Origin of the sequence: Leisingera sp. NJS201, from assembly GCF_004535885.1 — a bacterium.
In the GTDB taxonomy this organism is placed as follows: Bacteria; Pseudomonadota; Alphaproteobacteria; order Rhodobacterales; family Rhodobacteraceae; genus Leisingera.
This window is the reverse complement of record NZ_CP038234.1, coordinates 103,648-127,493: the sequence shown is the minus strand read 5'-3', so window position 1 is coordinate 127,493 and position 23,846 is coordinate 103,648. Positions and strand designations below refer to the sequence as shown.

Sequence of the window (23,846 nt, the reverse complement as noted above, 5' to 3'; positions counted from 1 at the left end):
GCGTTCTATGACGAGCGCGCGGCGGTGTCCAGAGGGTTTTTCAAAGAAAAGCGCTAATGGCGGGTTTGCTGCGGATTTTCTTCCGGCGCCTGCGCGCGGCCAGCTTCTTCCAGAGCGTTTTCAATGTCTTCCAGGTCCTGGCTAGGCACTGAATAGGCACCGGTCAGCCATTTCCCGAGGTCGATATCAGCACAGCGCTTGGAACAGAAAGGCCGGTGTGTCTTCTGCGTTTCCCCGCCGCAGATCGGGCAGCTCATTTCAGCACCTCATTCAGGGCAATGCGGCCGCGTTTGCGCTGCAACTCAAAATGGCCGAGGTTGGTCCAGCCAGCCAGAACCGTTTCCTCGGAATCGGCCCGGAAGGCGGACCGCAGCGCGGTTTCAAAGCCGCGCCGGTCCTTCTTAGGCATCGGGGCCAGGTCCAGGATGATCTGGCCGCCCAAGCCGCGCACCCGCAAGGCGCGGGGCAGGACCTTGGCGGCGGCCATATTGGCCTTAACGCCCGACGCAAGCGAGGTGTCCGAGCCGGTGTTCACATCCACCGCCACCAGGGCGCGGGTCGGCTCGATGAACAGGAAGGCGCCGCCCGGCAACGGCTCGCGGATACCCTGTGCAATGTCCAGCGCATCCAGTACGCCCAGACGTTCGAACCCGCCGGGTTCGCGCTCCACATCAGCAGGTTCCACCCAGTCCCGCCAGGCCAGCAGATGGGGGGTGTCACCTTCGGCCAATACCTCCGGCTCGGAACCTTCATCCTGCATTACCTGCGCCGCCAGCGCCGCCATCGCAGCAACGTCTTCGGCGATCTCTTCGCTGTCCGCGCCGGCGCAGGCAGAGCGCAGGATCAGGCCGTAACCCGACTCGCCCATTTCCTCATGTGCAATCTCCAGCAGCCGGTCGCGCTCGTCCTCGTCGCGGATGCTGCGCGAGATGTTCAGCCCCGGCGCCTCCGGCGTGACAATGGCATAGCGGCTCTTGAACAGCAGCTTCTGGGTGACCGGAATCGCCTTGCCCGGTTCGGCATAGCCGGAGACCTGCACCAGGATCATCTGGCCAGGTGCCAGTCCTTTGACCTGGCGCAGGAAGGCCGGGCCGTCAGGCGTGGTCAGGAACATGCCGCCCTGCCCCTTCACGGGCCGGTCGGCGCGGGCGCGGTAGATGGTGCCGGGCGCGGGGGCGTCGCTTTCGGCCAGGAAGTCCTCCAGTTTGCCGTCCACCATCAATGCTGCGGCTTCACGGTCCTGGATGTGGTCGAGAATGATGGTGCGGCCCTTCATGCGGCGGCCTCCTGATACAGCGGCAGCCCGGCGGCGCGCAAAAGATTGGCAGTCTCGGACAACGGCAACCCGACAATCCCGGTGAAGGAGCCGCTGATCCATGGTATGAAAGCGCCCGCCGGTCCCTGGATGGCATAGGCGCCGGCCTTGCCTTTCCAGTCGCCTGTGGCGAGATAGGCGTTCAACTCCTCGTCGGAGAGGTTTTTCATCTTCACTTGGCTGACCACATCCTTTTCCCAGACATGGTCGCCGCAGCGCACAGCAACGGCGGTGATCACCCGGTGGCGGCGGCCTGACAAGGCCAGCAGGAACTCTGCTGCCTCGCCTGCATCGCGCGGCTTGCCCAGTATGCGCCGGCCCAAGGCAACGGTGGTGTCGGCACAAAGAACAATATCCTCTGTCCCCGCGGGGACAGCTTGGGTTTTTTCCCGTGTGACCCGCGCACAGTAGGCCCGTGGCAGCTCAGCCTTCAGCGGCGTTTCATCAATTTCCGGCGGACGCACCGCGTCCGGATGCACGCCGAGCTGCGCCAGAAGCTGCAGCCGCCGCGGGCTGCCCGATCCCAGAATGAATGCCATGCCGTGGCCCTCTTGTCCGTTTGCGCCCGTCATAGGGTGGATTTCAGCATTGGAAAAGTGCGCCTGCACCTTCCTTCTGTCAGAAATATCCCCGCCCGGGGCCGCGGCGGCAAGGCCGCCCGAAAAAACAAAAGCCCGGCAGAATGCCGGGCCTTGATATTTCTTCCAGATCAACAGCTTATTTAAAGCGATAGTTGATCCGGCCCTTGGTCAGGTCATAGGGGGTCATTTCCACCTGTACCTTGTCGCCTGCCAGAACACGGATGCGGTTTTTGCGCATCTTGCCTGCCGTATGCGCGATGATCTCATGGCCGTTCTCAAGCTCGACCCGAAACGTCGCGTTAGGCAGGAGTTCCTTCACGACACCGGGAAATTCGAGCGTATCTTCCTTGGCCATGTTGTCTCCATCATTGGGTTAGCCCGCAAACTGCGGGACGTGCGCCTAAATGGGGTCATTTTTCCAATATTTCAAGGGCTCAATCAGCAAAGAGCGGCCTTTGTGACCGATTTCACCCGCGGCATTTGTTCTTCCCAATGCAGCCGGTTCAACACCCCGCCAGATGCCCGCACATGGGCGATGGCCTCCAGGTCGGCCTCGGCGTAGGTCCAGCCCGGCTGGTTCAGCGTGCCTTCGGCCAGAACGCCGGTGCCGGGGAAGCCCTTGTCCGGCGGGCCGAAAATGCCGCCGGTACCGGTGTTCAGGTCGACTGCCTCGGACCATTCGTTGGCGCCGACGATAGATGCCATGGCAGTCACGCATTGGTTTTCCAGCGCCCGGGACATGGCACCGATGCGCACCCGCCAGTATCCGGCCAGCGCTTCGGTGCAGGAGGGGACGAGAATCACATCCGTCTGTGCCAGCGCACGCCCCAGCAGCGGGAATTCGCTGTCATAGCAGATCAGCACCCCGATTCTGCCCAGGGCGGTATCGAAAATCTTGAGCGGCCCGCCGCCCATGATGCCCCAGTCCTCTCGCTCGAACCGGGTCATGATCTGCTTGTCCTGATGATCCCGCTTACCTGAGGGCGTGTAGAGCTCTGCCCGGTTCACCGGCCGGGTGAGGCCGCTGTTGACCGGGGCAGAGGCACCCAGGATATGCACCCCGTGTTCGGCGGCGAGCCGCAGATGCAGCGCGGCAGCATCCTCCATTTTTTCCGACACCGAGTGGATCGACTGCTCCAGATCGGCGGCAACCGCCGCGCCGTCCAGCGTTGACAGCTCCATCGCGCCGTATTCCGGGAATACCAGCAGCTCGGCGCCATTTCCGGCAGCCTCTGCCACCCAGGCGGCCAGCTTGTCCTCATATTGTGCCCAGCTGCTGAGCCAGTCGAGCGGATAGGCGGCGGTGGCGATTTTCATGCGGTCTCTCCGGTGGCCGGCAGCCGCATCCCGGTGCGGCCTTCCGGCAGGATTGCCCTGCAAAGGTGCCCGGCGCAAGGCGGGGCAGTATACAGATTGCAGCTGCCGCCGGACCGGGCCGCAAAAACAGTTCGAAAAGGATGCGCATTTTTGCAACGGAAACAGCTGCATCCAGCGTTCCATCTTGGTGTTGCGCGGCTATTTGGCCATTCTCGGGCGCAGACACTCATTTGTTAATTTGAAAAAGGACCACTCCCTTGGCTACCAAGCTTGATGACAAGAACCTGAAAGGCGTTATTGCCGACATCCCGAAAAAAGGCTTCCGCACTAAATTCTGGCGTGAATACCGGGCCGGCGCCTGCAAGGGCAGTGGCGTGGGCAAATATATGGATCTGCTGGAGAAAATGGGCGTGCCGCCGTCGGGCGATCCGTCCAAGGCAGATCTGGACCAGATGCCTGAGATCGTGCAGGCGTTCAGTATGCTGGCCAATGCGATGCTGAAGGCGCGCGGCAAATGCGGCAAGCTGCAATCGCACAGCAGGGACCTGTGCCTGGCCTATGCCAAGCTGATCGAAAAGCGAGAGGATGCGGCAGCAGAGCTGGCCCGCAATGCGGACAAGATCAAGCAAAAGCAGATGGCGCAGCAGCTGAAGGTCGAGAAGGAAAATGAAGAAACCGACAAGCATCTGGAAAAGCTCAAGAAGGAGCATGACCAGAAAAATAAGCTGGTTCTGAAGGAGCTGAAGGATCTTCATACCCGTGGTGCCAAGATCGAAGGCGCCTGCAATGACATCGTCAAGGACGTGAAACAGGCTGAAAAGGACTTGGAGGCCGTCCGCAAGGCCTGGAAGACGCAGTACAGTAAGGAAGGCGTCAATCGCGAGGATATCGAAGGCAAAGCCGACGCAGCGCTTCGGGCGCTGATCAAGAAGCACAAGATCGCGCTTCATGCCAAGAACATCAAGGAAACCCTGCCCAAGATCCTGAAGGAAGCCACCAGCCTGCTGAAGCAATACGCCAAACAGTCCGGCATCGAGAAGGAGCGGGTTGCAACCGGCAAGGCGCTGGTTGCGGCGCAGAACAGCTTCAAGTCCGCTCAGGATGACGTGCGATTCTTCCTGGCCCAGCACAAGCAGGCCCTGGACGAGCTGCAAAAAGCCCGCCCCGAAGGCGTCTGAATTTCAGGTTTAAGGCGCCCCGCGCGGGCGCCTGCCCCCTTACAGATCCCGGATCCAGAACTGCAGCGGCTTGCCTGTTTCCCCGGCCTGATCCACATCCTTCCAGGAAAAATGCGCGATGGCACCCTGCAACGGGGCATAGCCACGCTTGTGCCAGAACGGATCCAGCGGCGCGTAGTCCGCAGGCCGCAACGGGTGGTCCGCCGGGCGCTGCACGCTGCAAAAGGCGGTCTTGCTGAACCCATGCTTGCGGGCATGGGATTCGCGCGCATCAAAGAAACCGTGGCCGGCGCCATGGCCGCGGTATTCCGGCAGCAGCACGGATTCGGCGCAGTAGAAGACGCCGGTCAGGTCAATGCCGGTGCCCTCGAACGCCGCCGCAAAATCATCCGCATGATCGCTCAGCGGTGCGCCAGTGGAGGCCCCGACCAGGGTTTCACCGTCAAAAGCACCGGCCACCACGGCGCGGGTGCTGTCACGGTAGCTTTGCAGGTATTCCCGCTCATACGCCAAGTCGCCATCGTACAGGTATGGCCAGGCGCGGAAGACTTTGATGCGCAGGTGTGCCACGTCGTCCAGCGCGGCCTCCAGCGCCGCGCCGGTCATCGTCTCAACCCGGATCGTCATCCGGCGGAAACCTGGGCGATCCAGTCCGCCAGGTTGTAATAGGTGGTGACGCGGGAAATCTTGCCGTCTTTCAACTCAAAGAACGAGCCGCCTGGCAGCCGGTAGGTCTGGCCCTTGGCTTCCGGCAGGCCCTCGTCCGTCACCAGATAGGTGCCGTTGACGATGAACTCTGCCGCTGCACGGGTGCCGTCGCCGTTGGAAAAGATCACCATACCGGTCAGCTCTTCCTTATAGCAGCGGCTCATGTGGGCGCAGAATTCCGCGAATTTATCTTTGCCTACCCGGATTTTGCCCTCGTTCACATGGTGGGCAATCTGGTCGTCCAGGCAGTCCAGCATGGCGTCGGTGTCGGCGGCGTTGAAGGCTGCGAAATAGCGCGCGATGGTATCGGTCATGTTCTCTCCGTCGGTTCACCCCAGCGGCTCTTCAAGTGCTGGATGATTTGGTCCCGTGATTGCCGGTAGACATCTAGCTTGGCTGCGCGTGTCTCGCCGAGCCCGGTAGGGTCCATAATCGGCCAATATTCGACATCGAGGTGAAAAAAACGGGTAAGTTCCAGCGCCCGGCGCTGGCTGGCAGGCGACAGCGCCACCACCAGATCGAAGGACGACAGGTCATCGCCCCAGCGTTCCATCTCATCAAACGAGCGCGACCGGTGGCGCGACAGCTCGACATCGATTTCCTGGCAGACAGAGATGGCGAAACCGTCGATCTCCATGTCGTTCTTGACACCGGCGGACTGCACATAGGTGCCGGTGCCAAAGAATTTCTTCATAATGCCCTCCGCCATTGGAGAGCGGACCGAATTGTGGTCGCAACAGAACAGAATGGACTGCGGCAGCTCCTCCACCCGTCAGCCTCCGAAATGCAATACGCAGATCAAGGTGAACAGGCGCCTGGCGGTGTCGGTGTCGACTTCGGCCTTGCCTTCCAGCCGTTCCTGCAGAACCCGGCTGCCTTCGTTGTGGATGCCGCGCCGCGCCATGTCGATGGTCTCGATCTGACTGGGCGGCATGGTTTTCACCGCGCTGAAGTAGCTTTCGCAGATTTGATAGTAGTCCTTGACCACCTGACGGAACGGCGACAACGACAGGTGGAACTCTGCTGCTTTCTCACCCTCTTCCGTGATAATGTCAAAGACCAGGCGTTTGTCGCGGATCGCCAGTCCTAAATGATAAGGGCCGGCGGGCAGGTCGCGTCCTTCGCGGGACGGCAGCGCAAAACTGTTGTCCTCGATCAGGTCGTAAATCGCAACTTTCCGCTCCTGCTCGATCTCGGGCGTCGGAGGCGGCAGGTTGCGGTCGTCCAATTCGATATGGCTGATGCGGCTCATGGGTCTTTGTCTCTAATATGCGCTAAGGCGTCCGGCCATGACTATCGCACCGCCGCGCTTGGGGCAATGCAGCAGCGGGCGTCAAAGCCTGCGCCATTTGCGGCAGTGCTTGACAGGCCACGCCTGCACGAACAGCTTGCCTGCAACAGGAGGCAGGACGATGACAGGGCTTGATCAGTTTTCCCTCAAAGGCCAGCGCGCGCTGGTGACCGGCTCCACGGACGGGCTGGGGTTTGCCGCTGCCCGCCTTCTGTCTGAAGCCGGAGCCGAGGTTTGGGTGAACGGACGCAATAAAGAAAGGGTGGCGGCGGCCTTGAGCCGGATGCCGGGAAAGGCCCGCGCAATGGTTCTGGATGTGGCTGATGAGGGATCTGCAACCGCGGCATTCGAAGGCATCGCTGGTGAAGGCGGTCTCGATATTCTGGTCAATAACGTGGGCCAGCGAGACCGGCGCGACCTCATGGACTTCACGCGATCCGATCTGCAAGCGCTATGGGATGTTGATCTGATCGCCCCGTTCCGTCTTGCGCAATTGGCCGCCGCCCAAATGGCACCAAAGGGGTATGGCCGCATCATCAACATATCCTCGATTGCCGGTCTCATCGCCCAATCCGGGGATGCGGCCTATACAACAGCCAAAGCCGGTATCAACGGCATGACCAAGGCACTGGCGGCGGAGCTTGGCCCCAAAGGCATCACAGTGAATGCCATTGCCCCGGGTTTCTTCAAAACCAGCCCCAACATGTCCGCGGCCGCTGACCCGGAAATTGCAGTGAAATAGAAAAATGCCACCTCGCTCGGCCGCTGGGGCGAGCCTGAGGAGCTGGCGCCCGCCATCCTGTTCCTCGCCTCCCCTGCCGCGTCCTACATCACCGGGCAGGTGCTGGCTGTGGATGGCGGCTATACCGCGCACTATTGAGTGCTGCGTCATTTTTCCGGGAAAAATGACTTGCGGCCTCCGGCGGGGATATTGGGGCCAGATGAAGCAACGGATCATTAACCAAACTTGGCGACCCTAGTCTTGCGGTACAGGCGGGGACGCCGATGACCGCGCCAGGTGAAGCGCCCCGGCGGGCCCGGGGCGCGGATCCCTTTCATCTGGCGGAAAATATCCCGGGGTGAATGCGCGGCTCGCGCAGAGGGGCAGCGCCCCTGCTCCGCTTACTTGTTCAGCGCATCCAGCCGGGCGGTGACGGAAAGACTGTGCGCCTGCAGGCTTTCACTGTGAGCCAGAATTTCTGCCGCCGGGCCAATTGCCCGCAGCGCGTCCGATGTCATCTGGCTAAGGGTCGTGCGCTTGAGAAAATCCAGAACTGACAATCCGGAGGAAAACCGGGCTGAACGCGCCGTCGGCAGCACATGGTTCGGGCCGCCGACATAGTCGCCAATGGCTTCGGGCGTGTATTGACCCAGGAAGATGGCGCCTGCATGGATGGTTTTCTCGCTCAAGGCTACCGGATCGGCGACACACAACTCCAGATGCTCCGGTGCAATGCGGTTGGACAGCGCCGCCGCCTCATCCAGGTCCCGCACTGTTATCACCGCACCAAAATCCCGCCAGGAGGGGCCGGCAATTGCGCGGCGTTCCAGCGTTTCCAGACGCTTATCCACCGCCGCTGCCACAGCCAGGCCAAATCCTTCGTCATCGGTGATCAGAATCGACTGGGCGCTTTCGTCATGTTCGGATTGGCTCATCAGATCCAGTGCGATCCAGTCGGGATTATTGTCCTTATCCGCAATCACCAGGATTTCAGACGGCCCGGCGATCATGTCGATGCCGACCTTGCCAAACACCCGCCGCTTGGCGGCTGCAACAAAGGCATTGCCCGGGCCGGTTATCTTATCGACCGGGGCGATAGTTTCAGTGCCATAGGCCAGCGCCGCCACCGCCTGTGCCCCGCCGACCCGGTAGATTTCATCCACCTCTGCAATCTTTGCTGCCAGCAGCACCAGCGGGTTGATCTGGCCGTCCGGGGTTGGAACCGTGACCGCCAGCCGCTGCACGCCTGCAACTTTGGCCGGGATCGCGTTCATCAGCACCGAAGAGGGATAAGAGGCCAGCCCGCCCGGAACATAAAGCCCAGCCGCCGACACCGCCGACCAGCGCCAGCCCAGCGTTGCGCCGGCCTCGTCCGTCCACTGCGCATCTTCCGGCATCTGGCGCATGTGATAGGCGCGGATGCGGTCGGCCGCCAGTTCCAGCGCCTGACGCTCTTCAGCGGAAACCGTGGCGATGGCCGCCTCCACCTCAGCATCGGTAATCCGCAGTTGCGCAGGCTCCAGCTCCATCCGGTCAAACTTCGCCGTCAGCTCCACCAGTGCCGCATCACCGCGGTCGCGCACGTCAGCGATGATCCCCGCCACGACAGCATCCACATCCGGGCTATCCTCGCGCTTGGCGCCCAGAAGGGCGGTGAAGGACTGCTCAAAACCGGCATCAGCGGTGTTCAGAAACTGCGGCATCGGGATCTCCTTTGGCCCCCGCATATCCGCAAGGGCGCAGAGCCTCAAGATTTATGCGTGCGAGCGGTGCAATTGGACGCAAGCGGCAGGGGCGCTGCCCCGCAGGTTTAATAGGGTAAGGGGCTCTGCCCCTCTTGGCCTGGCGGCCAATTCACCCCGGGGTATTTGGAACCAGAAAGAAGGGGAAGCTCAGCGTAAGGATTTGCGCATTGCAATGCAGGGTGTGCCGCAGCATCCACCAGTCTTTCCTGCCGTCCGCCAGCCATGCCTGCGATAGAAGTCCAGTGCTGTCCGGGTGGCGTCAAGGCGGCCCTCGGCATGGCCGCTCTGCAGCAGCTCCGCCTCCAGATACGCCAGCATGACGGCGTCAGTGCCCCGGCCGGCTGCGGCTGGGGCAACATACAGCAGGGAGATGGAGCCGTCCGGAGACAGCCCGCCCACGGCAGCGGCCTCGCCGCCATGCTCGGCCAGCCAGTAGCACCCGGGTCCGGCGATCCAGCCGCGGACCTGCTCCGGCGTCTTGTTGGCGGTCCAGTCCGCGATCCGGGCGGCATCACTGCCGTGGTCCGCCTGACACAGATCGCGGATCGAGGCGATGAGCACCCGGCTCATGGCAAAGACGTCAAAAACGTTGGCGCGGCGGATTTCCAGCGGTGCCGCCGGGGCGGCGAAAGCCTGGGAAATGCCGCGCTTGTTCTGCATGGTTCAGCTGCCGTGGTCCGGGGCATGGCCAGAAGGCGCCCGGTAGGGGCGGGTGACATCACGAAGGGACAGCTCCAGCGCCTCGACCGCCAAGCGAACCGCGCCGTCGCCGGCCAAGGTCAGCAATACATGGCCGGCACCGTCCTCCCCCGGCTCAAATTCAACCGAGAGCAGCGACAGGACCAGGTCCTTGTCCTTGCGGTCCACGCCTTGTGAGGAAACGCCCAGGACATTGTTCACCACCAGCAGCGACTGCACCCGCTCAAAAGCCCTGCCACGGCGTTCCGCAGCCTCGCGGTCCTCCCACCGGAAACGGTTCACCAGCAGTGCAAAGCGGCGTTCGGAAGCGCGCCAGCTCATTTCGGTGACCGGAAACACCGCATCCTGCACCAATGAGGACAGGACCTTGAGATCCTCCTCCTCCAGTGCGCCCAGATTCAGAGGCGCCTCGCGGCCGTCTTCAAAGCTTGCATCCGCCATCACTCTTCCCTGATCCGTTCGATTTTGGCGCCGACGCCAGACAGCTTGCGCACCACATGCTCATAGCCGCGGTCCAAGTGGTAGACCCGGCTTACCTTGGTTTCGCCTTCCGCCGCCAGGCCGGCAAGAATCAGCGAGACCGAGGCGCGCAGGTCGGTAGCCATCACCGGAGCGCCTTTCAGCATTTCAACGCCGGTCACGGTTGCATGGCCGCCGTGCACTTCGATCTGTGCCCCCATACGGGTGAGTTCCGGGCATGCATAAAGCGGTTCTCAAAGATCTTTTCTTCCAGAACAGACGTGCCTTCAGCAGTACACATCAGTGCCATCATCTGTGCTTGCAAGTCGGTCGGAAAGCCCGGGAATGGCTCGGTCACCACATCCACGGCCTGCAGCCGGCCGTTCTTGCGGCTGACGGTCAGGCTGTTTTTACCCTCGGTGATCTCGATTCCTGCCGCCTCCAGTTTGCTGCAGAAGCTTTCCAGCAGGCTGCGGCGGCCGCCCAGCAGCTCCACCTCGCCGCCGCAGATCGCGGGTGCCAACATATATGTGCCCAGCTCGATCCGGTCGGTTACCACCTGATGAGTCGCCCCATGCAGGCGGTCGACGCCCTGAATGGTGATGTCGGGGGTACCGTCGCCGTCGATCTGCGCGCCCATTTTCCGCAGGCAATCTGCCAGATCAACGATCTCCGGCTCGCGCGCGGCGTTCTTGATGACGGTGGTGCCCTTTGCCAGGGTGGCTGCCATCATGATATTCTCGGTTGCCCCGACCGAGGCAAAGCTCAGCTCCACCACCGCGCCTTTCAGCCCCCCGGGGCCTTGGCGTGCAGATACCCGTCCTTCAGCTCAATCTCGGCGCCCAGCGCCTCAAGACCCTGAATGTGCAGATCCATCGGCCGGGCGCCGATTGCGCAGCCGCCGGGCAGCGACACCACCGCCTGCCCCAGCCGCGCCAGCATCGGACCCAGCACCAGATTGGAGGCGCGCATTTTCCGCACGATGTCATAGTCAGCCACATGGCTGGTCAGGTCATGGCTCGACATTGCCAGCACCTGGCCGTCCTGCAGGCTGGACACTTCGGCGCCCAGTGACTGCAAGAGCAATGTCATTGTCTTGATATCGCTCAAGCGCGGCGCATTGGTCAGCGTCAGCGGTTCCTCGCTCAGGAGCGTCGCAGGCATCAGCGTGAGGCAGGCGTTTTTGGCCCCTGCGATTGGAATCTGCCCGTTCAGCGGGCCGTTGCCAGTTACCAGAATCGAATCCATCTGCCCTTACTCTCCGTTTTTGCCCGTATCCTGGTCCGGCTTTTCCGCCCGCGCCTTGGCCTGAGCCTTGCGCCGGGCCATGTTTGCCTTGAGCGCTGCCTTCAGCCGGTCTTCGCGCGATGCCGCTGACCTGTCGTTTTTCGGTGTTTTCTTTTCCGCCATAAGACTTCTGTAACTGAGTGGGAAAAAACCGTCCAGAATGCTCTTGCGCCCCTCAGCGTTTATGCCTAAAAGCCCCTCACCGGCGCTGCTGTAGCTCAGAGGTAGAGCACTCCCTTGGTAAGGGAGAGGTCGAGAGTTCAATTCTCTCCAGCAGCACCATCTTTCACCAGATAAGTTACTGAAAACAAGCACACTTTTTGTGTTGCTGCACTCACAAGCACACCAAACCTTTTAAGGTTCACTGCATACCTTTAGTGTTTACGTCCGTTCATTTCCCGTTTTTCCCGGGCAAAATCCGGGAAGCGTGTTCGCGCAGTGTTCTGCCAAAAAGAAAGGATTCGCGCGCCTAGCCGTGGCGGTCAAAGGCACCGGCCAATACCAGCCGATTCCCTATCTCGCTGGCGAGCCTCGCCACCTCACCCGAAAGCGCTGCCTCAGGCCCGTTGTTGTCAACGATCCAATCAGCATCAGCAGCGGTCAACTCCATGGATCCAGGCGGTTCCAGCGGCAGGCGATCCGCCGCATCGACCCAAATCACCATATCGAACAGATGCCGCGAGCGCTCAAACTCACCTCGGCGGCGCATCCCTGTGTAAATGTCGTGATGCTCAAGGATCTGCTCCGCCAGCATCGGGCCAGGACGGTGATTGTAAGCCGCAATCGCATGAAACCACAGCTCACGGTGATTTGCCCGATCTGCAAAGCACGCGCGCCAATCCGGGTAAACATCCCGCAGCAGCGGGAACACCGCCTTCTGCGCAGCAAACTCCGAGCTGGACACAGTGCGCATTCCGTATTTCTCGGATAACAGCTCGCCAACGCTATCCTTGCCGTGGCGGCCATGCCCGATGATCAGCAGGCGCGCCGACTTGCCTAGATCTAACTCAAACGGCGACACACCGGACCCATCGCACACACTGCACTCATCAAGCCCTAGGAAAGCCCAATCATGGCAGCCGTGGCCGCCGCAATTTCGGCACTTAGAATTTGCCATCACAAACCCCCTTCACGATTTCATGAAATTTCTCAGCAAACCCCAGATCCGAGGCTTGCGCGCAAAGGCGCTCGAACATTGCGCCCCAAGCCTGATTGCGCCCCACATAATCAGGGCGATACACCACCGCCCAAAGGTAGGCATCCAGCCCATCGCAAAGCTTCAATAGCGCGGCGAGATCCTGCGGCAGATCAGGGAAATCAAACCCCATCACTGCAAGCGCCTCAGCCTCAAGTGCTTCAAACTCTGCATAGAGGTCTGGATTGCGGCGCTTGACTGGGGATGCCAGATCCCCAACCGCATTTTCACCCAGGTCATGCACAACAGCAGCCCGCAGCAGCTCGGCAGGCGCATCAGGCATGAATTGCAAGATCAGGATTGCAACCCGTGCAGAATGACCATCCACACGATCCCCAGACGCCGCAAAGAGCGGGTTTGTGTGCCAGCGGTGAGTTGAACCGGCAAGCCAAGGCGAAACACTCATGCCCGCCACCTCGCGTCCGGCGCCTGATTGATCAGAGCGCGCTTACCATTGGCGTAGGTGATCACATGTGCGCGCTGCCAGCTCGACGGGCCACTGTTGTAGCCTTGATCCAGATCGCCGGTCATGCCCGCGATATAGACGCCATCCAGGATCTGCGGGCTGTGCTTGTCGGCAATCGTAAGCCGCGTGCCCATCTTTGCCAGTCCTACCGCAGTGCCGCGCGAACCGTTTGGCCCCTGATGACCATGCATCCCGCATTCAATGCCGCCGCTATCCTGACAGATCACGAAAGATCCGCCCATTGGCACAAAATCGATCCCCTCAAGCTGGCGCGGATCCTCATTTTTGAGCGCCCACCGGCAGAGGTTGAAACCCTCCCGTTCATCACGGATCGCCCGGAGCAATTCAAGATTGCACTCATGCCAATATTCGGCGTTGCCCGTGTCCATCCGGTCAACATCCTTGCGCGCCCACTGCATCAGGCGATCATCGTGGTTGCTTTCGATCATGACCGTGCGACAGGTTTCCCGCTCGATCTGGCGCAGGAACCGGGCGCCCTCACGCACCTGCCAGCGAATACCGGAATGGCCGGCAGCCTGCATCCGGGCGCGATGGATCGGATCGCCGTCCACATGGCGCGAAGCCATCTCGAACGACATAAGATCATGAATGAACTGATATTCCGGGCGCAGGGCGTCAATCAGACTTGCGCCATGCCGCCCCCAAAGCGCTTGAAACACATCCTCTGCAAGGCTTGGGATGTGAATATCCCCGAACGTCACCGCCTTGACGCGGTTTCCTGTGCTGATCCGCCCGCTTCGGACGATCACGTCAAGATCCTGAAACGCCCCGTCAGAGGTGGCGCTGATCTGGCGGCACCAAGCGTTACCACGATCATCAGCCTCAACCAGGGTTGCGCCTAGAACATGGTGAAACTCAGCCTTTAAGCCCGCTTTTTTCTTGACGTAGTTCGGAACCGTGCAGGCCCCGGTTGTCATGACCGATGGCACGAATTTTCCGGGCATGGCAGGAACGCTTTCAAAGGCAAGCTTAGCGTGCGGGAAAACTGCCGTGCGCCCCTGCGCGTAGGTGGTCAGACCGCTTAGCGGGCGCACGGCTGTTGGCAGGGTATTCATTTCCGCGCAGAACAGCACCGGCCCGCAGTCATAGGGGTCAAACCGAATAAACGGCTCCACCTCGCGCGCAAACTGCGCATTGCGGGTCTGGTGATCGGAAAACAGCGCGTGATTGTAGGTGAACCCCCCAACAACCACCTCTGCGCCGATGTGGCGGCCATATGCCTGCAGGTTGGACCAAAAGCGCAGATGCACATCTGTATCATCCTGCGCCGAGGTCAGCAGCCAGCGGCGCACCTCGCCTTTGCGGAAAACCGCAGCAGGCGCCCCAGGCTTGGCGAACAGATCCCAATCCGGCAGGAAATGCTCATCGCCGCGGGCCTCAGCCGCAGCTTGAACTTGCAGGAAGGATCTAACCATCCGCTCGCTTGTCTTATAACCCCGCTCTGTGAGCCTGCGCGCCGCCTCGACAACAGAGGATCCTTTACCGCCGCGCGGATCCCGGAATGGGTCAAACCCATCCCTCAGCACCGCCTCAAGCGCATCCTTGATGCGCTGCGCCCGCGCCGGATCCTTGGCGCCAGTTTTGCGTTTACTACTCATATTGGGGTTTCCCCTCTTTTCCCTTCAAGCGCCGGATGCGGTCATAGTGCTGCGAGGCATCAACGAGTGCTTGAATGATCAGATCATTGCGCGGCGCGGCCTCAATCTCAGCCGCAAGATCGCGCTTGAATTTCGCCGTGTACTGCGGCGGTTCAGGCACCGCCGAGGCATCAAAGACAGCCCGGCCCGGCTCGCCGCAGGCAGTCAAGAAACTCAGCGCCAGCAGGGCGAGGCCCAGGCGCAGCCCGTTTGATTGCATTTTTCACCTCTTGAGTTTGCTGCACGTCCAAATCGCGGCGCGCATCAACCGCCGCGTCTGTCCGCAGGCGATCCACGGCACCCCACAGAAGGGCAGAAAGGATCAGGCCACCCGCCGCCGCCAAGAGTGCCGCCCTGATCGCAGGGCGCGCGCTAAGGGCGACCAAAGCCGCCCCGATCATGACTGCACCGCCCACCAGGGGCGATGCGGCCCAAGAGATTGCACGCAAAGGCGGTGTTCGGCCTCGCGCCGGTTGGTGAGGCCGGGGATCTGTTGCAGCTTGCCGCGGATCCGGCCCTTATCCCAGCGCAGCAGCTCATCACAGGCACCGCGCAGATCTCCGGCATTGGCTTTGCGCACCAGAGTTGACCGGCAGGCCGCACCGGTTCCAACGTTGTAAGACCAGCTCAGGAATGCAACCGCAGCCCCCTCCGGCAGCTCAGCCTTGAGGCATTTACCCAGCTTACCGGCAAACTGCTGCAGCTCTGCGCGCAGCAACTCATCGCATTCCGCCGGAGTGTAAGTATCGCCGGGTTTTACCCCCAAGGTGTGACCATAACAGACCGTAGGCACCCCGACGGCATCAATGTAAGTGGATGTGCGCAACCCCTCCCGAGGCGCCACAAAGGCCGCAGAACTTGCGACCGCGCCTGCCGCCATCGCCGCCAAGACACCGCGCCGCACAGCACCCGATACATCGCTGCGGAACTTGCGCAGCAGCTCCGAAATTGCGGCCTGCTGGACGATACGGGCAACCGGGCCTAGCGCGGAAGCCGCTGCCGCAAGGATCGAAAAGTGAACCGCCTTCATGCCCAGCATTTCAGCATCCACGATGCCGACAAGCACGGCAGCAATAGAGAGAAGCGTTGAAATCGCCAGGAGGTGAACAGACCAAGCCCCCAGCAATACGGATTTCCAGTTTTCTACGAGTTTCATTTTCGCATTCCTCAAATAGAAAAGCCCGCCGAATGGCGGGCAAACAACAGAAGCCAAAGCGCAGAATGTCAGAAGCGCTCAGTAATACTTTGATAGAAGGTCACGCCGCCATTGCGGCATCAAACGCAGCCCGCACAGCAAACCCGGCCAGATCCGCGTCGCTGAGTGCGGCGATCTGCGTCTCCACGGCTTCCTCCGCATCAAAGCAGCTCTGCACATGGGCCGCGACGGCAGCGGTGATCTGTTCCAGGTCCGCGCGCGTCAGCTTGATCCAGCCATCGGGGCCTTCCAGGAGAACGGCTCGCTCTTGATGCCCAGTTGCAGAGCAAACAGCGCCTCAGTGAGGTCTTCGCGGGTTGTGCGGTCCGTGCGGGCGTGGAACCCGCTGGGCAGCGTGATGCCGCCGTTTTGGATCTGCCACCGGGTGTCGGCCAGATTATCCAGGAGCGCTGCGCGGGCCTCTGCGGCGACCAGCTCAGCCGTGGTGATTTTCAGGGAAAACGTCATGCTTCAACCTCGCTGATCAGAGGCTTACGGACAATCGGATCAGGCACCGCGCCGATGATGACCATGAAGGCAGGCGGGACAGCGGGCTGGTGCGGCTCTGCGGTTGCCTCGAAAAAGAACCACCGCAGCTGAACATGCAGCTCGCCATTGATCCGCTCGATGCGCCCTATGAACGGATGGCTTTCGCCTTCCGGTTCGGCAAAGCCGCCATCGGGCACATCGGACAGATCAAAGGACACGCCGCCCACAGTGATCACATCGCCGCTCACATTGGCGCTGGTTTCAGATTGGCCGGGAGGACCGGCCACACAGATGCAGGTTACTTTCATGATGATCTCCTTTAATACCAGCGGCCTTCGGCCCTGAGGCTGCAAGGCGTTGCAGTTCGCACGCCCGCAGTGTCGTGCGCGTTCCAGGACACGGCCAAAACAGACGGCGCCCGTGCGCCACCAATGATGGCATTTGCAGAGGACCGGGCAGTGATATGAACGGTAAGATTTGTCGTCGTAGAGAAAGCTGCTGGGAAGTCCCAAACAGAGTCAGCGCCACTGTCCGCAGTGATGGCTTTAGTGCAGATCTGCGTCCCATCGGGGAAGCGCACATACTCGCCATTGGGGCCGCTGCCGCGCTTGGGGATTAGGCTGATCCAATCATGCCAAGCTCCGCCGTCCTTGATCCGCGTGAACATCTTACCGCTGGAATGCGCGATCAGGATTTGCGCCGCATTGTCGGCGTTGTACTGGAATTGAAGGAGACAGGAGCCGGAAGAAAACGCCTCGCCTGCTGGCAGGGTGGAATTTCCCAACACCGCGGAGGTCAGAAAGTAGGATCCGGATGTAGCGATGTCATCAATGTTGTCGTTCGGGACCGGGGCGCCCTTGTCGCCCCAACCGAAGGCGTTTGTCAGTAGCAGCTTGTCTGCTGTGGCATCCGTCGCGCTGGACTGCACCGCCGCGCCGCTGGCCACGCCGCCCTTAAGAAGAAGTTGCCAAACATCCCCAGCCTTCAAGCCGATCTCATTTGCGGACGGATTTCCAAGCCCGGTATCCTGATCCGCCAAGAAACGGATCAGACCAGCGAACATTCCCTGCCCAGGACCATCATAAACACCCTGAAAATTGCCAATCAGGGTTTGCAGCGATACTGTCAGATCTGCGGCAAGCGAGCTTGTCGGCATTGCAGCATAAGACTGCGCTGCAGCCGTGGCCCCCATATAGTCAGACGCCAATGTAATCTGCGTTGCGCTATCAACGGTCAGGATCTCATAAACCCGGCCATCCGGGCCGACAAAGGCCCATCCGGTTTGCAGGCTGCCAAACCAGCTTGTGCCGGTCCCCGCAACGGTAGAGCTTCCATTTGACACGCTTACCGTGCCCGATTTCACCCAAGCCATTCGATTTTCCTCATGTTACTTGGAACACTGTCCATTCAATTTTCGGGTTGCTGAAATAGACGCCCCCGATGGCTTCAAGGTCGATTGCCAGAAACACCCGCTGATCATTTCCGGTCGCCCAATAGGGGTTCACCAACACCGCCGGATCTTTGCGCCAGGACGCGGCTGGATCCGGGTTTGCGCCGCCAAATCCGTTCCAGCGGGCGCCGGGCTGGATTGAAGCGTTGAGCGTCCAAAAGGTGTTATTCGGATCAAGACCACCCGGCGCTGTTGCACCGGATGTGATCGCTGCAGCCGCCACAAGAGCGACATTGCTGGCCTGCCAAACATCGGACTTACCAACCCGGATCCCGGTGTTCACAAAGGCCCATCGGGATCCGCCGTGCACATCCCCGGAAACGCTAAATGAACCTTGAGCAAGGATCATAGGACGGGAAGTAATCAGCCCCGCCGCTTTGATCTGTCCGGTATCAAAGTTGATCTTTATTCCAGCGATTGGAATGCCATTGGCATCCTGCGCATAGTCGTCGCTCTTGATCACATTTGCGATCTCAGCGCGCCCGATGGATGCCGCCCCAAGATAGGCATTGTCCATATAGACGCCCGCCGGGTACACACGGCCATTGATCGTGCGGGCCTCAGTGTAAACCGTGAATGGCACCGTTTCGTTTGATCCATCCGGCGAGACGATTGCGAACATGTCAGCCTGAAACGCAATCCGTGCAATCGGTGCATCGTCCTCGTCGAGTTCAGAGCGCACCACCATGCCCGCAACACGGTTTCCGCTGACAACCTTCAAGGTTTTCTCAGCCATCACCCCGTCAACGCTCTGCGCAACCTCTTCCACACTGGCCGTGTTCTCGCCCACCGTGGTTGCAATTGTGGTGATCGCTTGCGCCTGACTGTTAACGGCATCCTCCGTGCCTGAAACCCGCGTATCAAGAGACTGGACCGCCTCAGCATTACCGGCGGTCCCGCCTTCCGCTGTTTCCAGACGAGCAGACAGGCTTACAATGCTTTGGCTTTGGCTGGTGATAGCACCCTCAGCATCCGTCACCCGCGTTGCAAGTTGCGAATGCGCCTCAGCACCTCCTGCAATCCCGCTTTCCGCAGATGTAACACGGCCTTGCAGGGTCAGAACATCAAAAGACAACGCCTCATACGCGGTCGCCCGAACACTCCGCTCAGCCTCAATCAGGGCGTTCGCACCTCCAATCGCAGCCCCAAAGCAGTTGTGATTTTCGCCATTGCGGCACGGTCATCATCCACTTTCGCCCGCATGTCCTGCATGGCATAGCCAAGATCCGTCTTTGCGGCTTCCCGGTTGTCATGGGCCTGCAGTAGCTGCTTCAATGTGCCGACAGAAGCAGCATCCTGCCCATCCAAAAGATACCGGCCATCCGCCACAGCCTGCGAGATCGAAGGACCATCAAAGGCGCTGATCTGCACCTCTGCAGTCTGCACCCTGCCCTGCAGGTCGCTGAAATCGCTTTGATCCGCTTTCAGCTCAATTTTCGCTTTAACCGCATCAACCGCAACCTCTGCAACCGAAAGCCGGGCACCAATCCCATCAACAACGGTTTGCGAAGCCTTCAAGGCAAGGGCCGCCTCTGCCGCATTCAGATCAATCGCCACCTGATTAACTTGAAGCTGCAGGCCCTCAAACAGAGGGAACTGACCGGGATCGGTTAACGCAACCGATATCTGCTGATTGACGTAGGCTTGCGTTGCGGACAGGCTCAAGATCGCCTCCGCAGCACTCACGCGAACCTCAACCTCGCTGACCCGCTGCGCCTCCGCCTCAAGCCCATATATGCGGATATTGCCGGTTTCGGGATCCTTCACAATACCCGCATCAGAAAGGCGGCTATCCACATCCGAAAGATGGCGAACCGCCCAAAGCACGTGCCCATTGATTACGCCCAGAGCCTCCGCAACCGTGCGCTGTTCGACCGCCTGCAATTCCAGATCACGGCGCAGCGGCGCGATATGCTGAACCTCAAAATCCGCATCAAGCGATGCCGCAACCGCCGCCGCATCATCCGCAAGATCCTGCCGGGCATCATCCGAGAGATCTGAAGCTGAAACACCCACATCGCTCGCCGTAACAGGTATCCAACCTGTCCAGATCACAGGGCGATGACTGCCGGGGATGTACTTGGCGCGCGCCTCATAGGCTTCACCCCGCACGATACCCTCAGTCACCGGCAAACTGCCGTCGCTGAAATCCCGCGTTTGAACACGGGCAACAACCACTTCAGTTGCGGCAAGCCGCACCTGAAACCGGATGCCTGCCACATCCTCAACCGCAGGATCCCATTGCATCAACAGGCCAGTGCCCCGCGCCGCACCCGATCCATCCTGAACACCGCCCTGAGCCGGATCAAATCCCTTAACTGTTTGCGGGACCGGCGCCACCGGCACAATCGGCGCAGGGGTTACATCGGTGTAATCGGTTGACGGTTCCCAATTGCCGTGATCCGCGGGATCAACTTCCGTAATGTCAACAATCAGATCCGCATTCGGCAGATCAATGATCCCATCCACCCGGAACAGCTTGTCAACAAAGCCGTTCCGCACACTGGTGAAAGTCAGGGTATCGCCCGGTTCCAGCAGGCGAAAGCGCGGCAGCAGCGTGAACGAATGCCGCCGGGCACGCCGGGCCGCTTCCAGCTCACCTTTCACGAGCCGTTGCGCCTGCGCCGGGAAGGGCACCAAAGAAAGCTGCACATTTGCCAGCAGCCGCCGCCCGCCGTCCTCAGCCTCATATTCCGCGCTGTAGAGCGGCGGGGTAGACCGAAGCGCAAAAACCTCATCAGGCGACGGGTAGGATGCTGTAATGCCATTGACCGTTTCCGCCAACCCAAGGAACGGGGTAAAGCTCTGCGGCGCCAAACTCGAAATATCCCCATCCTCAATATGAGCAACAGGGGCATCCGGGGCGCCAACGTAGATTTTGTAGACCCCGCCCATCTCACTCATGCGGCCCGAACAGGAAGTAAGAACCGCCTCAAAGGTCGCGCCCAACTCGCTATTCACACGGACTTCACCCGCGCAGCGGTAAGCCGGTTCCAAACCCGAGCCGCTTTCAATCAGGTTCCGGCACTTCGCGATCTGAGCGATCCAGTGCGCCGCGGGTAAGCGGGCGCCCGTTACTCCCTGCATTCCGTAGAGCCACTGAGGCTCTACCGAAGACGGCGCAACATCCGCCTGATAGGAGATCCCCCCTGCGCGGCCTGCGCTACCGTTCCCGGAACCACCCGCACCAACTGAAACCTCAAGTGACGGTTCAGACAGACCGGAAATATCAAAATCCTTCACGGACAGATATTCACCGGCAGATCCACCGGCTTCCCCACTCACGGGGGGCAGATCCTTTTCCTTGTAACCACGAACCCCGCGGCCACCATCTCCGCGAGGCGAAAGCGCAGAAACCTCGCCAGACGGCTGATAGACAATTCCACTTGCCGCAGCACCCGCAGCACCGCCCTGCGCGGCCCATTGCTGCACCACAGCCGAACCATCCTTGAGCGTGACCGTTGTTGCACCACCTGCAGAGGCGGCAGCGCCGCCGCCACCGCCGCCGCCAACAATTTCAAAAGACAGTTTGGAAGCACCCGCATCCAGCTCAACAGTGCCATTTTCATCCAAGGCACCGCTCAGGATACTGCGCTCAAAATAGATACCCCGCGCAAGGTTGTACGCTTGGACGGCAGGCAGCGCGTCACCATCGCCCCCCCAAGTCGATTGATCATCCCAGCGGTGCGACCCGGATCCGCCCGCGGTGCTATCCTTGGACACGTCATAAAGCCTGACACCATCCAGCTCAAAAAATGACTCTGGCAAGCCGGAAAACAGCTCATTGTTGATCGCAAATGTCACCACCGCATAGGCAACGCCAACACCTATCCGGCTGCGGGAATAACGGCGCGATCCACGGGCAGAAACAACATCCGTAAGGAATGGATCCGCCTCTGTTTGTGTCCCGTCATAAAACCGGATCCACGCATGGTCCCACCCATCAACACGGTATTCGACTGCAGCAAGCCCCGGATCCGCCCCGGTATCCTCAAGAGTTACGGGCTGACCATCCACGAACCAGCGCCGCAAATCGGAAACTGGAAAATCCGCCAGGGCAATGACCTGTGTGTAATAGAAATTGGGGGTACTTCCCTCCTGACCCCATTCGGTATGCCAAGTCAGGGATCCGGCAGTTCCACCCGGCCCGATCACAAAGGACCGGGGCACTTGCCCGCCAGCCCTGAGGGTTCCTTGAATTGGAAAGTTATCCGGGCCGCTATCCTTGCCCGCCAGCGCCGCAGCTACCGCCGAGGTGCCAAAACTGACCGCCGCTTGCAGCAGGAAACTACCAACCGCAACCGATACGCCACCTACAGTGACAGTCCACGTTGCAACCGCGCTAACGGCGGCAGCAATGGAAGAAAAAACCGCCATGACTTACCCCAGAATTTTGAGAAACTTTGCCTCCACCGGCTTGAAACCCGCAGCCCCAAAGAACCGCGCAACACGCGGATCATTCAGGGCCGCCAGCCCGGCGGCATCGCAACGCTGGTTGCGCGCCCAATCCTCATAGGCCGCAAGCATCCGCCGCGCAGCGGATCCGCGGTGCTGCGGATCCACCCAAAAAATCACCTCCTGAGCCAGCCGCACAGGGGCCAGCGGAGAAATGGACCAAGACGCCGCCAGAACGCCCCGCAGGACGCCGGAAACCTCCAGAACAAGGCAGAGCTTGTCAGGGTCTTCAATAAACCGCTGAGCGGCCTGAGAGGCGTGCGCGGGATTGAACGGAAACGGGATCCCCGCTGCCGCGTGAAAATCACGCGCCAGCTTCAAAACCCCAAACCGCTCCCTCCAGCGCGCGGGACGAACCAGAACCGGCCCGCTCATTCCTCAACCCCCACCGCCTTGATCCGGCGAGGACCACCCCAAAAGATCTTGATCTTATCGACCTGCGCCACATCCTTGAAAAAGTCATCGCCGGGTGCGCGGATCTGCTGGCTTTCATGTGAACGCACATCCGAGTTGGAGCGCGTCAGCTCTTGCGAGGTAGACACGCATTCAAGCGTGATCTCACCAGCCTCGCCCTCTGCTGGCGTATCCACAGGAGCGCCATCGACATACCCCACAAAACGCACGTCAGCAGGTTCAAGCATCCGCATGGTTGCCGGATCAAACTCACCACGCCAAACCACAACATCAGCCTGCCGCAGATCATACTTGCGCAGCAGCTCATTAATTCGGTCTTCCAACTGCGAAAACTGAATAGACAGGGTTTGCACTGTCAGATTGGACACCATCGGAATAGGATCCATCGCGATCAGCGCGCCAACGCCCTTGAAATCATACGAGACCGCCAGACGGGTTTCCGGGTCGATCACCGGGAAATTCACATCGCCAAGATCCGACCAAAAGCACTCAGAAACAGGCGCGCCATTATCCCGGCGCCGCGCCGTGATACGCAAAAAATCGCGCACAACAAGTGTACGCCCCTCAAGCAAGGCTTGAGTGGCCGCAGGAATGTCCCGTGCCATGTTGCACCTCAATTGTTCAGAGTTGAGTTAGAAGATCTGCACAGCCGAAAAGCTGTTTGAGCTGGCCACCATATCCACGGCAGCGGGTTCCGGCGGCGAACCGGTCAGGCTCATTTCACAAGACGGCTTTTTGAGCGTCACAGCGTCACCAACCGCCGCCCCAGGCCGAACCCAGGGCGAGACAGTCAAAGGGATCTCCCCGGAAGCATCGGCCACCCCGCCCACCGTCACAATATGCAGGGCACGGGAAGGCTTGGCGCCGAAGGAAAACCCCAGATAGTCGCCCGCGCTCAGCGTGAAGCCCTGCGGAAGCCCGCCAAGCGTCAAGTGATAGGCACTTCCAGCATCCAGCGCCGCAATCTGTGCCGTATCATCAAAATCACCATCCGCATGTGCGGACGGAAATGGGCGACGAGTGTCGTAAGCGAGGAAAGATCCCACAGATCCGTTAAGAGAGATCAGGGCCGCCTCTATCGCCTGCGCATCACGAAAATGCGCAGGCGCCGTGGTATAGCTGGCCGCCCATAGGGGCGAGCCGAGATCTTTGGCCTGCGAGGACGCGCCTGCGGTGCGGCTCAATTCCTGCCGCAAGAGCGGCCAGAATTTCGCGGTCCTAAC

Annotated in this window: 28 protein-coding genes, 1 tRNA gene and 2 pseudogenes; 3 read left to right on the top strand and 28 right to left on the bottom strand. The window is 60.5% G+C overall.

The features are described from left to right. Positions 1-53: 53 nt before the first annotated feature. The 5 genes from ETW23_RS00615 to ETW23_RS00595 all read right to left on the bottom strand — a co-directional run bounded on the left by ETW23_RS00615 (position 54) and on the right by ETW23_RS00595 (position 3,213). Positions 54-257 carry a DNA gyrase inhibitor YacG gene (locus ETW23_RS00615; protein WP_134828793.1) on the bottom strand — a complete coding sequence of 68 codons (204 nt, stop codon included), beginning with the start codon at positions 255-257 and terminating at the stop codon, positions 54-56. Further along, positions 254-1,276 carry a ribonuclease E/G gene (locus ETW23_RS00610; protein WP_134828792.1) on the bottom strand — a complete coding sequence of 341 codons (1,023 nt, stop codon included), beginning with the start codon at positions 1,274-1,276 and terminating at the stop codon, positions 254-256. Before ETW23_RS00610 ends, ETW23_RS00615 begins: the two co-directional genes overlap by 4 nt. After that, positions 1,273-1,854 (bottom strand): nucleoside triphosphate pyrophosphatase, encoded by a 582-nt coding sequence (locus tag ETW23_RS00605; protein ID WP_134828791.1) that lies wholly within the window; start codon positions 1,852-1,854, stop codon positions 1,273-1,275. Before ETW23_RS00605 ends, ETW23_RS00610 begins: the two co-directional genes overlap by 4 nt. A 178-nt stretch (positions 1,855-2,032) precedes the next feature. Beyond that, a complete protein-coding gene (infA, locus tag ETW23_RS00600; protein WP_005978431.1) occupies positions 2,033-2,251 on the bottom strand; it encodes a translation initiation factor IF-1 in 219 nt (72 codons plus the stop codon). An 83-nt stretch (positions 2,252-2,334) separates the two neighbouring features. Then, positions 2,335-3,213: a carbon-nitrogen hydrolase family protein gene (locus tag ETW23_RS00595; RefSeq protein ID WP_134828790.1), complete on the bottom strand. Its 879-nt coding sequence runs from the start codon at positions 3,211-3,213 to the stop codon at positions 2,335-2,337. Between the two features lie 257 nt (positions 3,214-3,470). On the opposite strand from ETW23_RS00595, the gene ETW23_RS00590 reads away from it, so the two are divergent. Next, positions 3,471-4,391: a hypothetical protein gene (locus ETW23_RS00590; protein ID WP_134828789.1), complete on the top strand. Its 921-nt coding sequence runs from the start codon at positions 3,471-3,473 to the stop codon at positions 4,389-4,391. Between the two features lie 39 nt (positions 4,392-4,430). On the opposite strand, the gene ETW23_RS00585 is transcribed toward ETW23_RS00590, so the two are convergent. From ETW23_RS00585 to ETW23_RS00570, 4 genes are read right to left on the bottom strand one after another with little or no spacing between them, the layout of a single operon-like run. Further along, positions 4,431-5,018: a GNAT family N-acetyltransferase gene (locus ETW23_RS00585; RefSeq protein WP_134828788.1), complete on the bottom strand. Its 588-nt coding sequence runs from the start codon at positions 5,016-5,018 to the stop codon at positions 4,431-4,433. Next, complete coding sequence (locus ETW23_RS00580; RefSeq protein ID WP_134828787.1) at positions 5,015-5,413, bottom strand: ketosteroid isomerase-related protein; 399 nt, start codon at positions 5,411-5,413, stop codon at positions 5,015-5,017. Before ETW23_RS00580 ends, ETW23_RS00585 begins: the two co-directional genes overlap by 4 nt. Beyond that, positions 5,410-5,868 (bottom strand): low molecular weight phosphatase family protein, encoded by a 459-nt coding sequence (locus tag ETW23_RS00575; protein ID WP_129372255.1) that lies wholly within the window; start codon positions 5,866-5,868, stop codon positions 5,410-5,412. The genes ETW23_RS00580 and ETW23_RS00575 overlap by 4 nt, the downstream gene beginning before the upstream one ends. Positions 5,869-5,871: 3 nt before the next feature. Beyond that, a complete protein-coding gene (locus ETW23_RS00570; RefSeq protein WP_129372256.1) occupies positions 5,872-6,351 on the bottom strand; it encodes a UPF0262 family protein in 480 nt (159 codons plus the stop codon). Positions 6,352-6,388: 37 nt separating this feature from the next. Between ETW23_RS00570 and ETW23_RS00565 the strand changes: the two are divergent. Further along, positions 6,389-7,270, top strand: a pseudogene (locus tag ETW23_RS00565) (SDR family oxidoreductase). Between the two features lie 242 nt (positions 7,271-7,512). On the opposite strand, the gene hisD reads toward ETW23_RS00565, so the two are convergent. From hisD to ETW23_RS24985, 5 genes and pseudogenes are all read right to left on the bottom strand, one after another. Further along, positions 7,513-8,814 (bottom strand): histidinol dehydrogenase, encoded by a 1,302-nt coding sequence (gene hisD / locus ETW23_RS00560; RefSeq protein ID WP_134828786.1) that lies wholly within the window; start codon positions 8,812-8,814, stop codon positions 7,513-7,515. A 189-nt stretch (positions 8,815-9,003) separates the two neighbouring features. Next, positions 9,004-9,516, bottom strand: coding sequence for a GNAT family N-acetyltransferase (locus tag ETW23_RS00555; protein WP_134828785.1), 513 nt, complete (start codon positions 9,514-9,516; stop codon positions 9,004-9,006). Between the two features lie 3 nt (positions 9,517-9,519). Next, entirely contained in the window at positions 9,520-9,996 is a 477-nt protein-coding gene (locus ETW23_RS00550) for a DUF2948 family protein (RefSeq protein ID WP_134828784.1), read from the bottom strand. Then, positions 9,996-11,262 (bottom strand): annotated as a pseudogene (gene murA, locus ETW23_RS00545) (UDP-N-acetylglucosamine 1-carboxyvinyltransferase). The gene ETW23_RS00550 and the pseudogene murA overlap by 1 nt, the downstream one beginning before the upstream one ends. A gap of 6 nt (positions 11,263-11,268) precedes the next feature. Next, on the bottom strand, positions 11,269-11,424 hold the full coding sequence (locus tag ETW23_RS24985) for a hypothetical protein (RefSeq protein ID WP_164982766.1): 156 nt from the start codon (positions 11,422-11,424) through the stop codon (positions 11,269-11,271). Positions 11,425-11,508: 84 nt separating this feature from the next. On the opposite strand from ETW23_RS24985, the gene ETW23_RS00540 reads away from it, so the two are divergent. Beyond that, positions 11,509-11,583 (top strand) — tRNA-Thr (locus tag ETW23_RS00540). Positions 11,584-11,770: 187 nt separating this feature from the next. Here ETW23_RS00540 and ETW23_RS00535 read toward each other — a convergent pair. The 14 genes from ETW23_RS00535 to ETW23_RS00470 form a co-directional block, all read right to left on the bottom strand. Continuing rightward, positions 11,771-12,418 carry a hypothetical protein gene (locus ETW23_RS00535; RefSeq protein ID WP_134828783.1) on the bottom strand — a complete coding sequence of 216 codons (648 nt, stop codon included), beginning with the start codon at positions 12,416-12,418 and terminating at the stop codon, positions 11,771-11,773. Further along, positions 12,405-12,779, bottom strand: a complete 375-nt coding sequence (locus ETW23_RS00530) for a YfbR-like 5'-deoxynucleotidase (protein ID WP_134828782.1) — start codon at positions 12,777-12,779, stop codon at positions 12,405-12,407. The genes ETW23_RS00535 and ETW23_RS00530 overlap by 14 nt, the downstream gene beginning before the upstream one ends. A 119-nt stretch (positions 12,780-12,898) precedes the next feature. Beyond that, entirely contained in the window at positions 12,899-14,581 is a 1,683-nt protein-coding gene (locus tag ETW23_RS00525; RefSeq protein WP_134828781.1) for a hypothetical protein, read from the bottom strand. Then, a complete protein-coding gene (locus tag ETW23_RS00520; RefSeq protein ID WP_134828780.1) occupies positions 14,574-14,840 on the bottom strand; it encodes a hypothetical protein in 267 nt (88 codons plus the stop codon). The genes ETW23_RS00525 and ETW23_RS00520 overlap by 8 nt, the downstream gene beginning before the upstream one ends. Before the next feature lie 177 nt (positions 14,841-15,017). Continuing rightward, on the bottom strand, positions 15,018-15,776 hold the full coding sequence (locus ETW23_RS00515) for a lysozyme (RefSeq protein ID WP_134828779.1): 759 nt from the start codon (positions 15,774-15,776) through the stop codon (positions 15,018-15,020). Positions 15,777-15,876: 100 nt separating this feature from the next. Continuing rightward, positions 15,877-15,993, bottom strand: coding sequence for a hypothetical protein (locus tag ETW23_RS25530; RefSeq protein ID WP_254695101.1), 117 nt, complete (start codon positions 15,991-15,993; stop codon positions 15,877-15,879). Positions 15,994-16,037: 44 nt separating this feature from the next. Next, complete coding sequence (locus ETW23_RS00505) at positions 16,038-16,283, bottom strand: hypothetical protein (protein ID WP_134828777.1); 246 nt, start codon at positions 16,281-16,283, stop codon at positions 16,038-16,040. Then, positions 16,280-16,612, bottom strand: a complete 333-nt coding sequence (locus ETW23_RS00500) for a hypothetical protein (RefSeq protein WP_134828776.1) — start codon at positions 16,610-16,612, stop codon at positions 16,280-16,282. The genes ETW23_RS00505 and ETW23_RS00500 overlap by 4 nt, the downstream gene beginning before the upstream one ends. 11 nt (positions 16,613-16,623) lie before the next feature. Beyond that, positions 16,624-17,343, bottom strand: a complete 720-nt coding sequence (locus ETW23_RS00495; protein WP_167738053.1) for a pyocin knob domain-containing protein — start codon at positions 17,341-17,343, stop codon at positions 16,624-16,626. Between the two features lie 343 nt (positions 17,344-17,686). Next, a complete protein-coding gene (locus ETW23_RS00490; RefSeq protein ID WP_134828774.1) occupies positions 17,687-18,829 on the bottom strand; it encodes a DUF1983 domain-containing protein in 1,143 nt (380 codons plus the stop codon). 41 nt (positions 18,830-18,870) lie between these two features. Continuing rightward, positions 18,871-22,131, bottom strand: a complete 3,261-nt coding sequence (locus tag ETW23_RS00485) for a phage tail protein (protein ID WP_134828773.1) — start codon at positions 22,129-22,131, stop codon at positions 18,871-18,873. Between the two features lie 3 nt (positions 22,132-22,134). Then, on the bottom strand, positions 22,135-22,584 hold the full coding sequence (locus tag ETW23_RS00480; protein ID WP_134828772.1) for a GNAT family N-acetyltransferase: 450 nt from the start codon (positions 22,582-22,584) through the stop codon (positions 22,135-22,137). Further along, positions 22,581-23,228 carry a hypothetical protein gene (locus ETW23_RS00475; protein WP_134828771.1) on the bottom strand — a complete coding sequence of 216 codons (648 nt, stop codon included), beginning with the start codon at positions 23,226-23,228 and terminating at the stop codon, positions 22,581-22,583. Before ETW23_RS00475 ends, ETW23_RS00480 begins: the two co-directional genes overlap by 4 nt. A 27-nt stretch (positions 23,229-23,255) precedes the next feature. Then, positions 23,256-23,807: a hypothetical protein gene (locus ETW23_RS00470; RefSeq protein WP_134828770.1), complete on the bottom strand. Its 552-nt coding sequence runs from the start codon at positions 23,805-23,807 to the stop codon at positions 23,256-23,258. Positions 23,808-23,846: the final 39 nt, after the last annotated feature.

Coding starts and splice junctions, on each gene's coding strand:
- ETW23_RS00550 (WP_134828784.1), bottom strand. CDS start 9,996: ATGGCGGATGCAAGCTTTGAAGACGGCCGCGAGGCGCCTCTGAATCTG.
- ETW23_RS00615 (WP_134828793.1), bottom strand. CDS start 257: ATGAGCTGCCCGATCTGCGGCGGGGAAACGCAGAAGACACACCGGCCT.
- ETW23_RS00475 (WP_134828771.1), bottom strand. CDS start 23,228: ATGGCACGGGACATTCCTGCGGCCACTCAAGCCTTGCTTGAGGGGCGT.
- ETW23_RS00480 (WP_134828772.1), bottom strand. CDS start 22,584: ATGAGCGGGCCGGTTCTGGTTCGTCCCGCGCGCTGGAGGGAGCGGTTT.
- ETW23_RS00530 (WP_134828782.1), bottom strand. CDS start 12,779: ATGCCTGATGCGCCTGCCGAGCTGCTGCGGGCTGCTGTTGTGCATGAC.
- ETW23_RS00610 (WP_134828792.1), bottom strand. CDS start 1,276: ATGAAGGGCCGCACCATCATTCTCGACCACATCCAGGACCGTGAAGCC.
- ETW23_RS00525 (WP_134828781.1), bottom strand. CDS start 14,581: ATGAGTAGTAAACGCAAAACTGGCGCCAAGGATCCGGCGCGGGCGCAG.
- ETW23_RS00515 (WP_134828779.1), bottom strand. CDS start 15,776: ATGAAACTCGTAGAAAACTGGAAATCCGTATTGCTGGGGGCTTGGTCT.
- ETW23_RS00595 (WP_134828790.1), bottom strand. CDS start 3,213: ATGAAAATCGCCACCGCCGCCTATCCGCTCGACTGGCTCAGCAGCTGG.
- ETW23_RS00485 (WP_134828773.1), bottom strand. CDS start 22,131: ATGGCGGTTTTTTCTTCCATTGCTGCCGCCGTTAGCGCGGTTGCAACG.
- ETW23_RS00580 (WP_134828787.1), bottom strand. CDS start 5,413: ATGACCGATACCATCGCGCGCTATTTCGCAGCCTTCAACGCCGCCGAC.
- hisD (WP_134828786.1), bottom strand. CDS start 8,814: ATGCCGCAGTTTCTGAACACCGCTGATGCCGGTTTTGAGCAGTCCTTC.
- ETW23_RS00570 (WP_129372256.1), bottom strand. CDS start 6,351: ATGAGCCGCATCAGCCATATCGAATTGGACGACCGCAACCTGCCGCCT.
- ETW23_RS00535 (WP_134828783.1), bottom strand. CDS start 12,418: ATGGCAAATTCTAAGTGCCGAAATTGCGGCGGCCACGGCTGCCATGAT.
- ETW23_RS24985 (WP_164982766.1), bottom strand. CDS start 11,424: ATGGCGGAAAAGAAAACACCGAAAAACGACAGGTCAGCGGCATCGCGC.
- ETW23_RS00520 (WP_134828780.1), bottom strand. CDS start 14,840: ATGCAATCAAACGGGCTGCGCCTGGGCCTCGCCCTGCTGGCGCTGAGT.
- ETW23_RS00500 (WP_134828776.1), bottom strand. CDS start 16,612: ATGAAAGTAACCTGCATCTGTGTGGCCGGTCCTCCCGGCCAATCTGAA.
- ETW23_RS00505 (WP_134828777.1), bottom strand. CDS start 16,283: ATGACGTTTTCCCTGAAAATCACCACGGCTGAGCTGGTCGCCGCAGAG.
- ETW23_RS00605 (WP_134828791.1), bottom strand. CDS start 1,854: ATGGCATTCATTCTGGGATCGGGCAGCCCGCGGCGGCTGCAGCTTCTG.
- ETW23_RS00585 (WP_134828788.1), bottom strand. CDS start 5,018: ATGACGATCCGGGTTGAGACGATGACCGGCGCGGCGCTGGAGGCCGCG.
- infA (WP_005978431.1), bottom strand. CDS start 2,251: ATGGCCAAGGAAGATACGCTCGAATTTCCCGGTGTCGTGAAGGAACTC.
- ETW23_RS00555 (WP_134828785.1), bottom strand. CDS start 9,516: ATGCAGAACAAGCGCGGCATTTCCCAGGCTTTCGCCGCCCCGGCGGCA.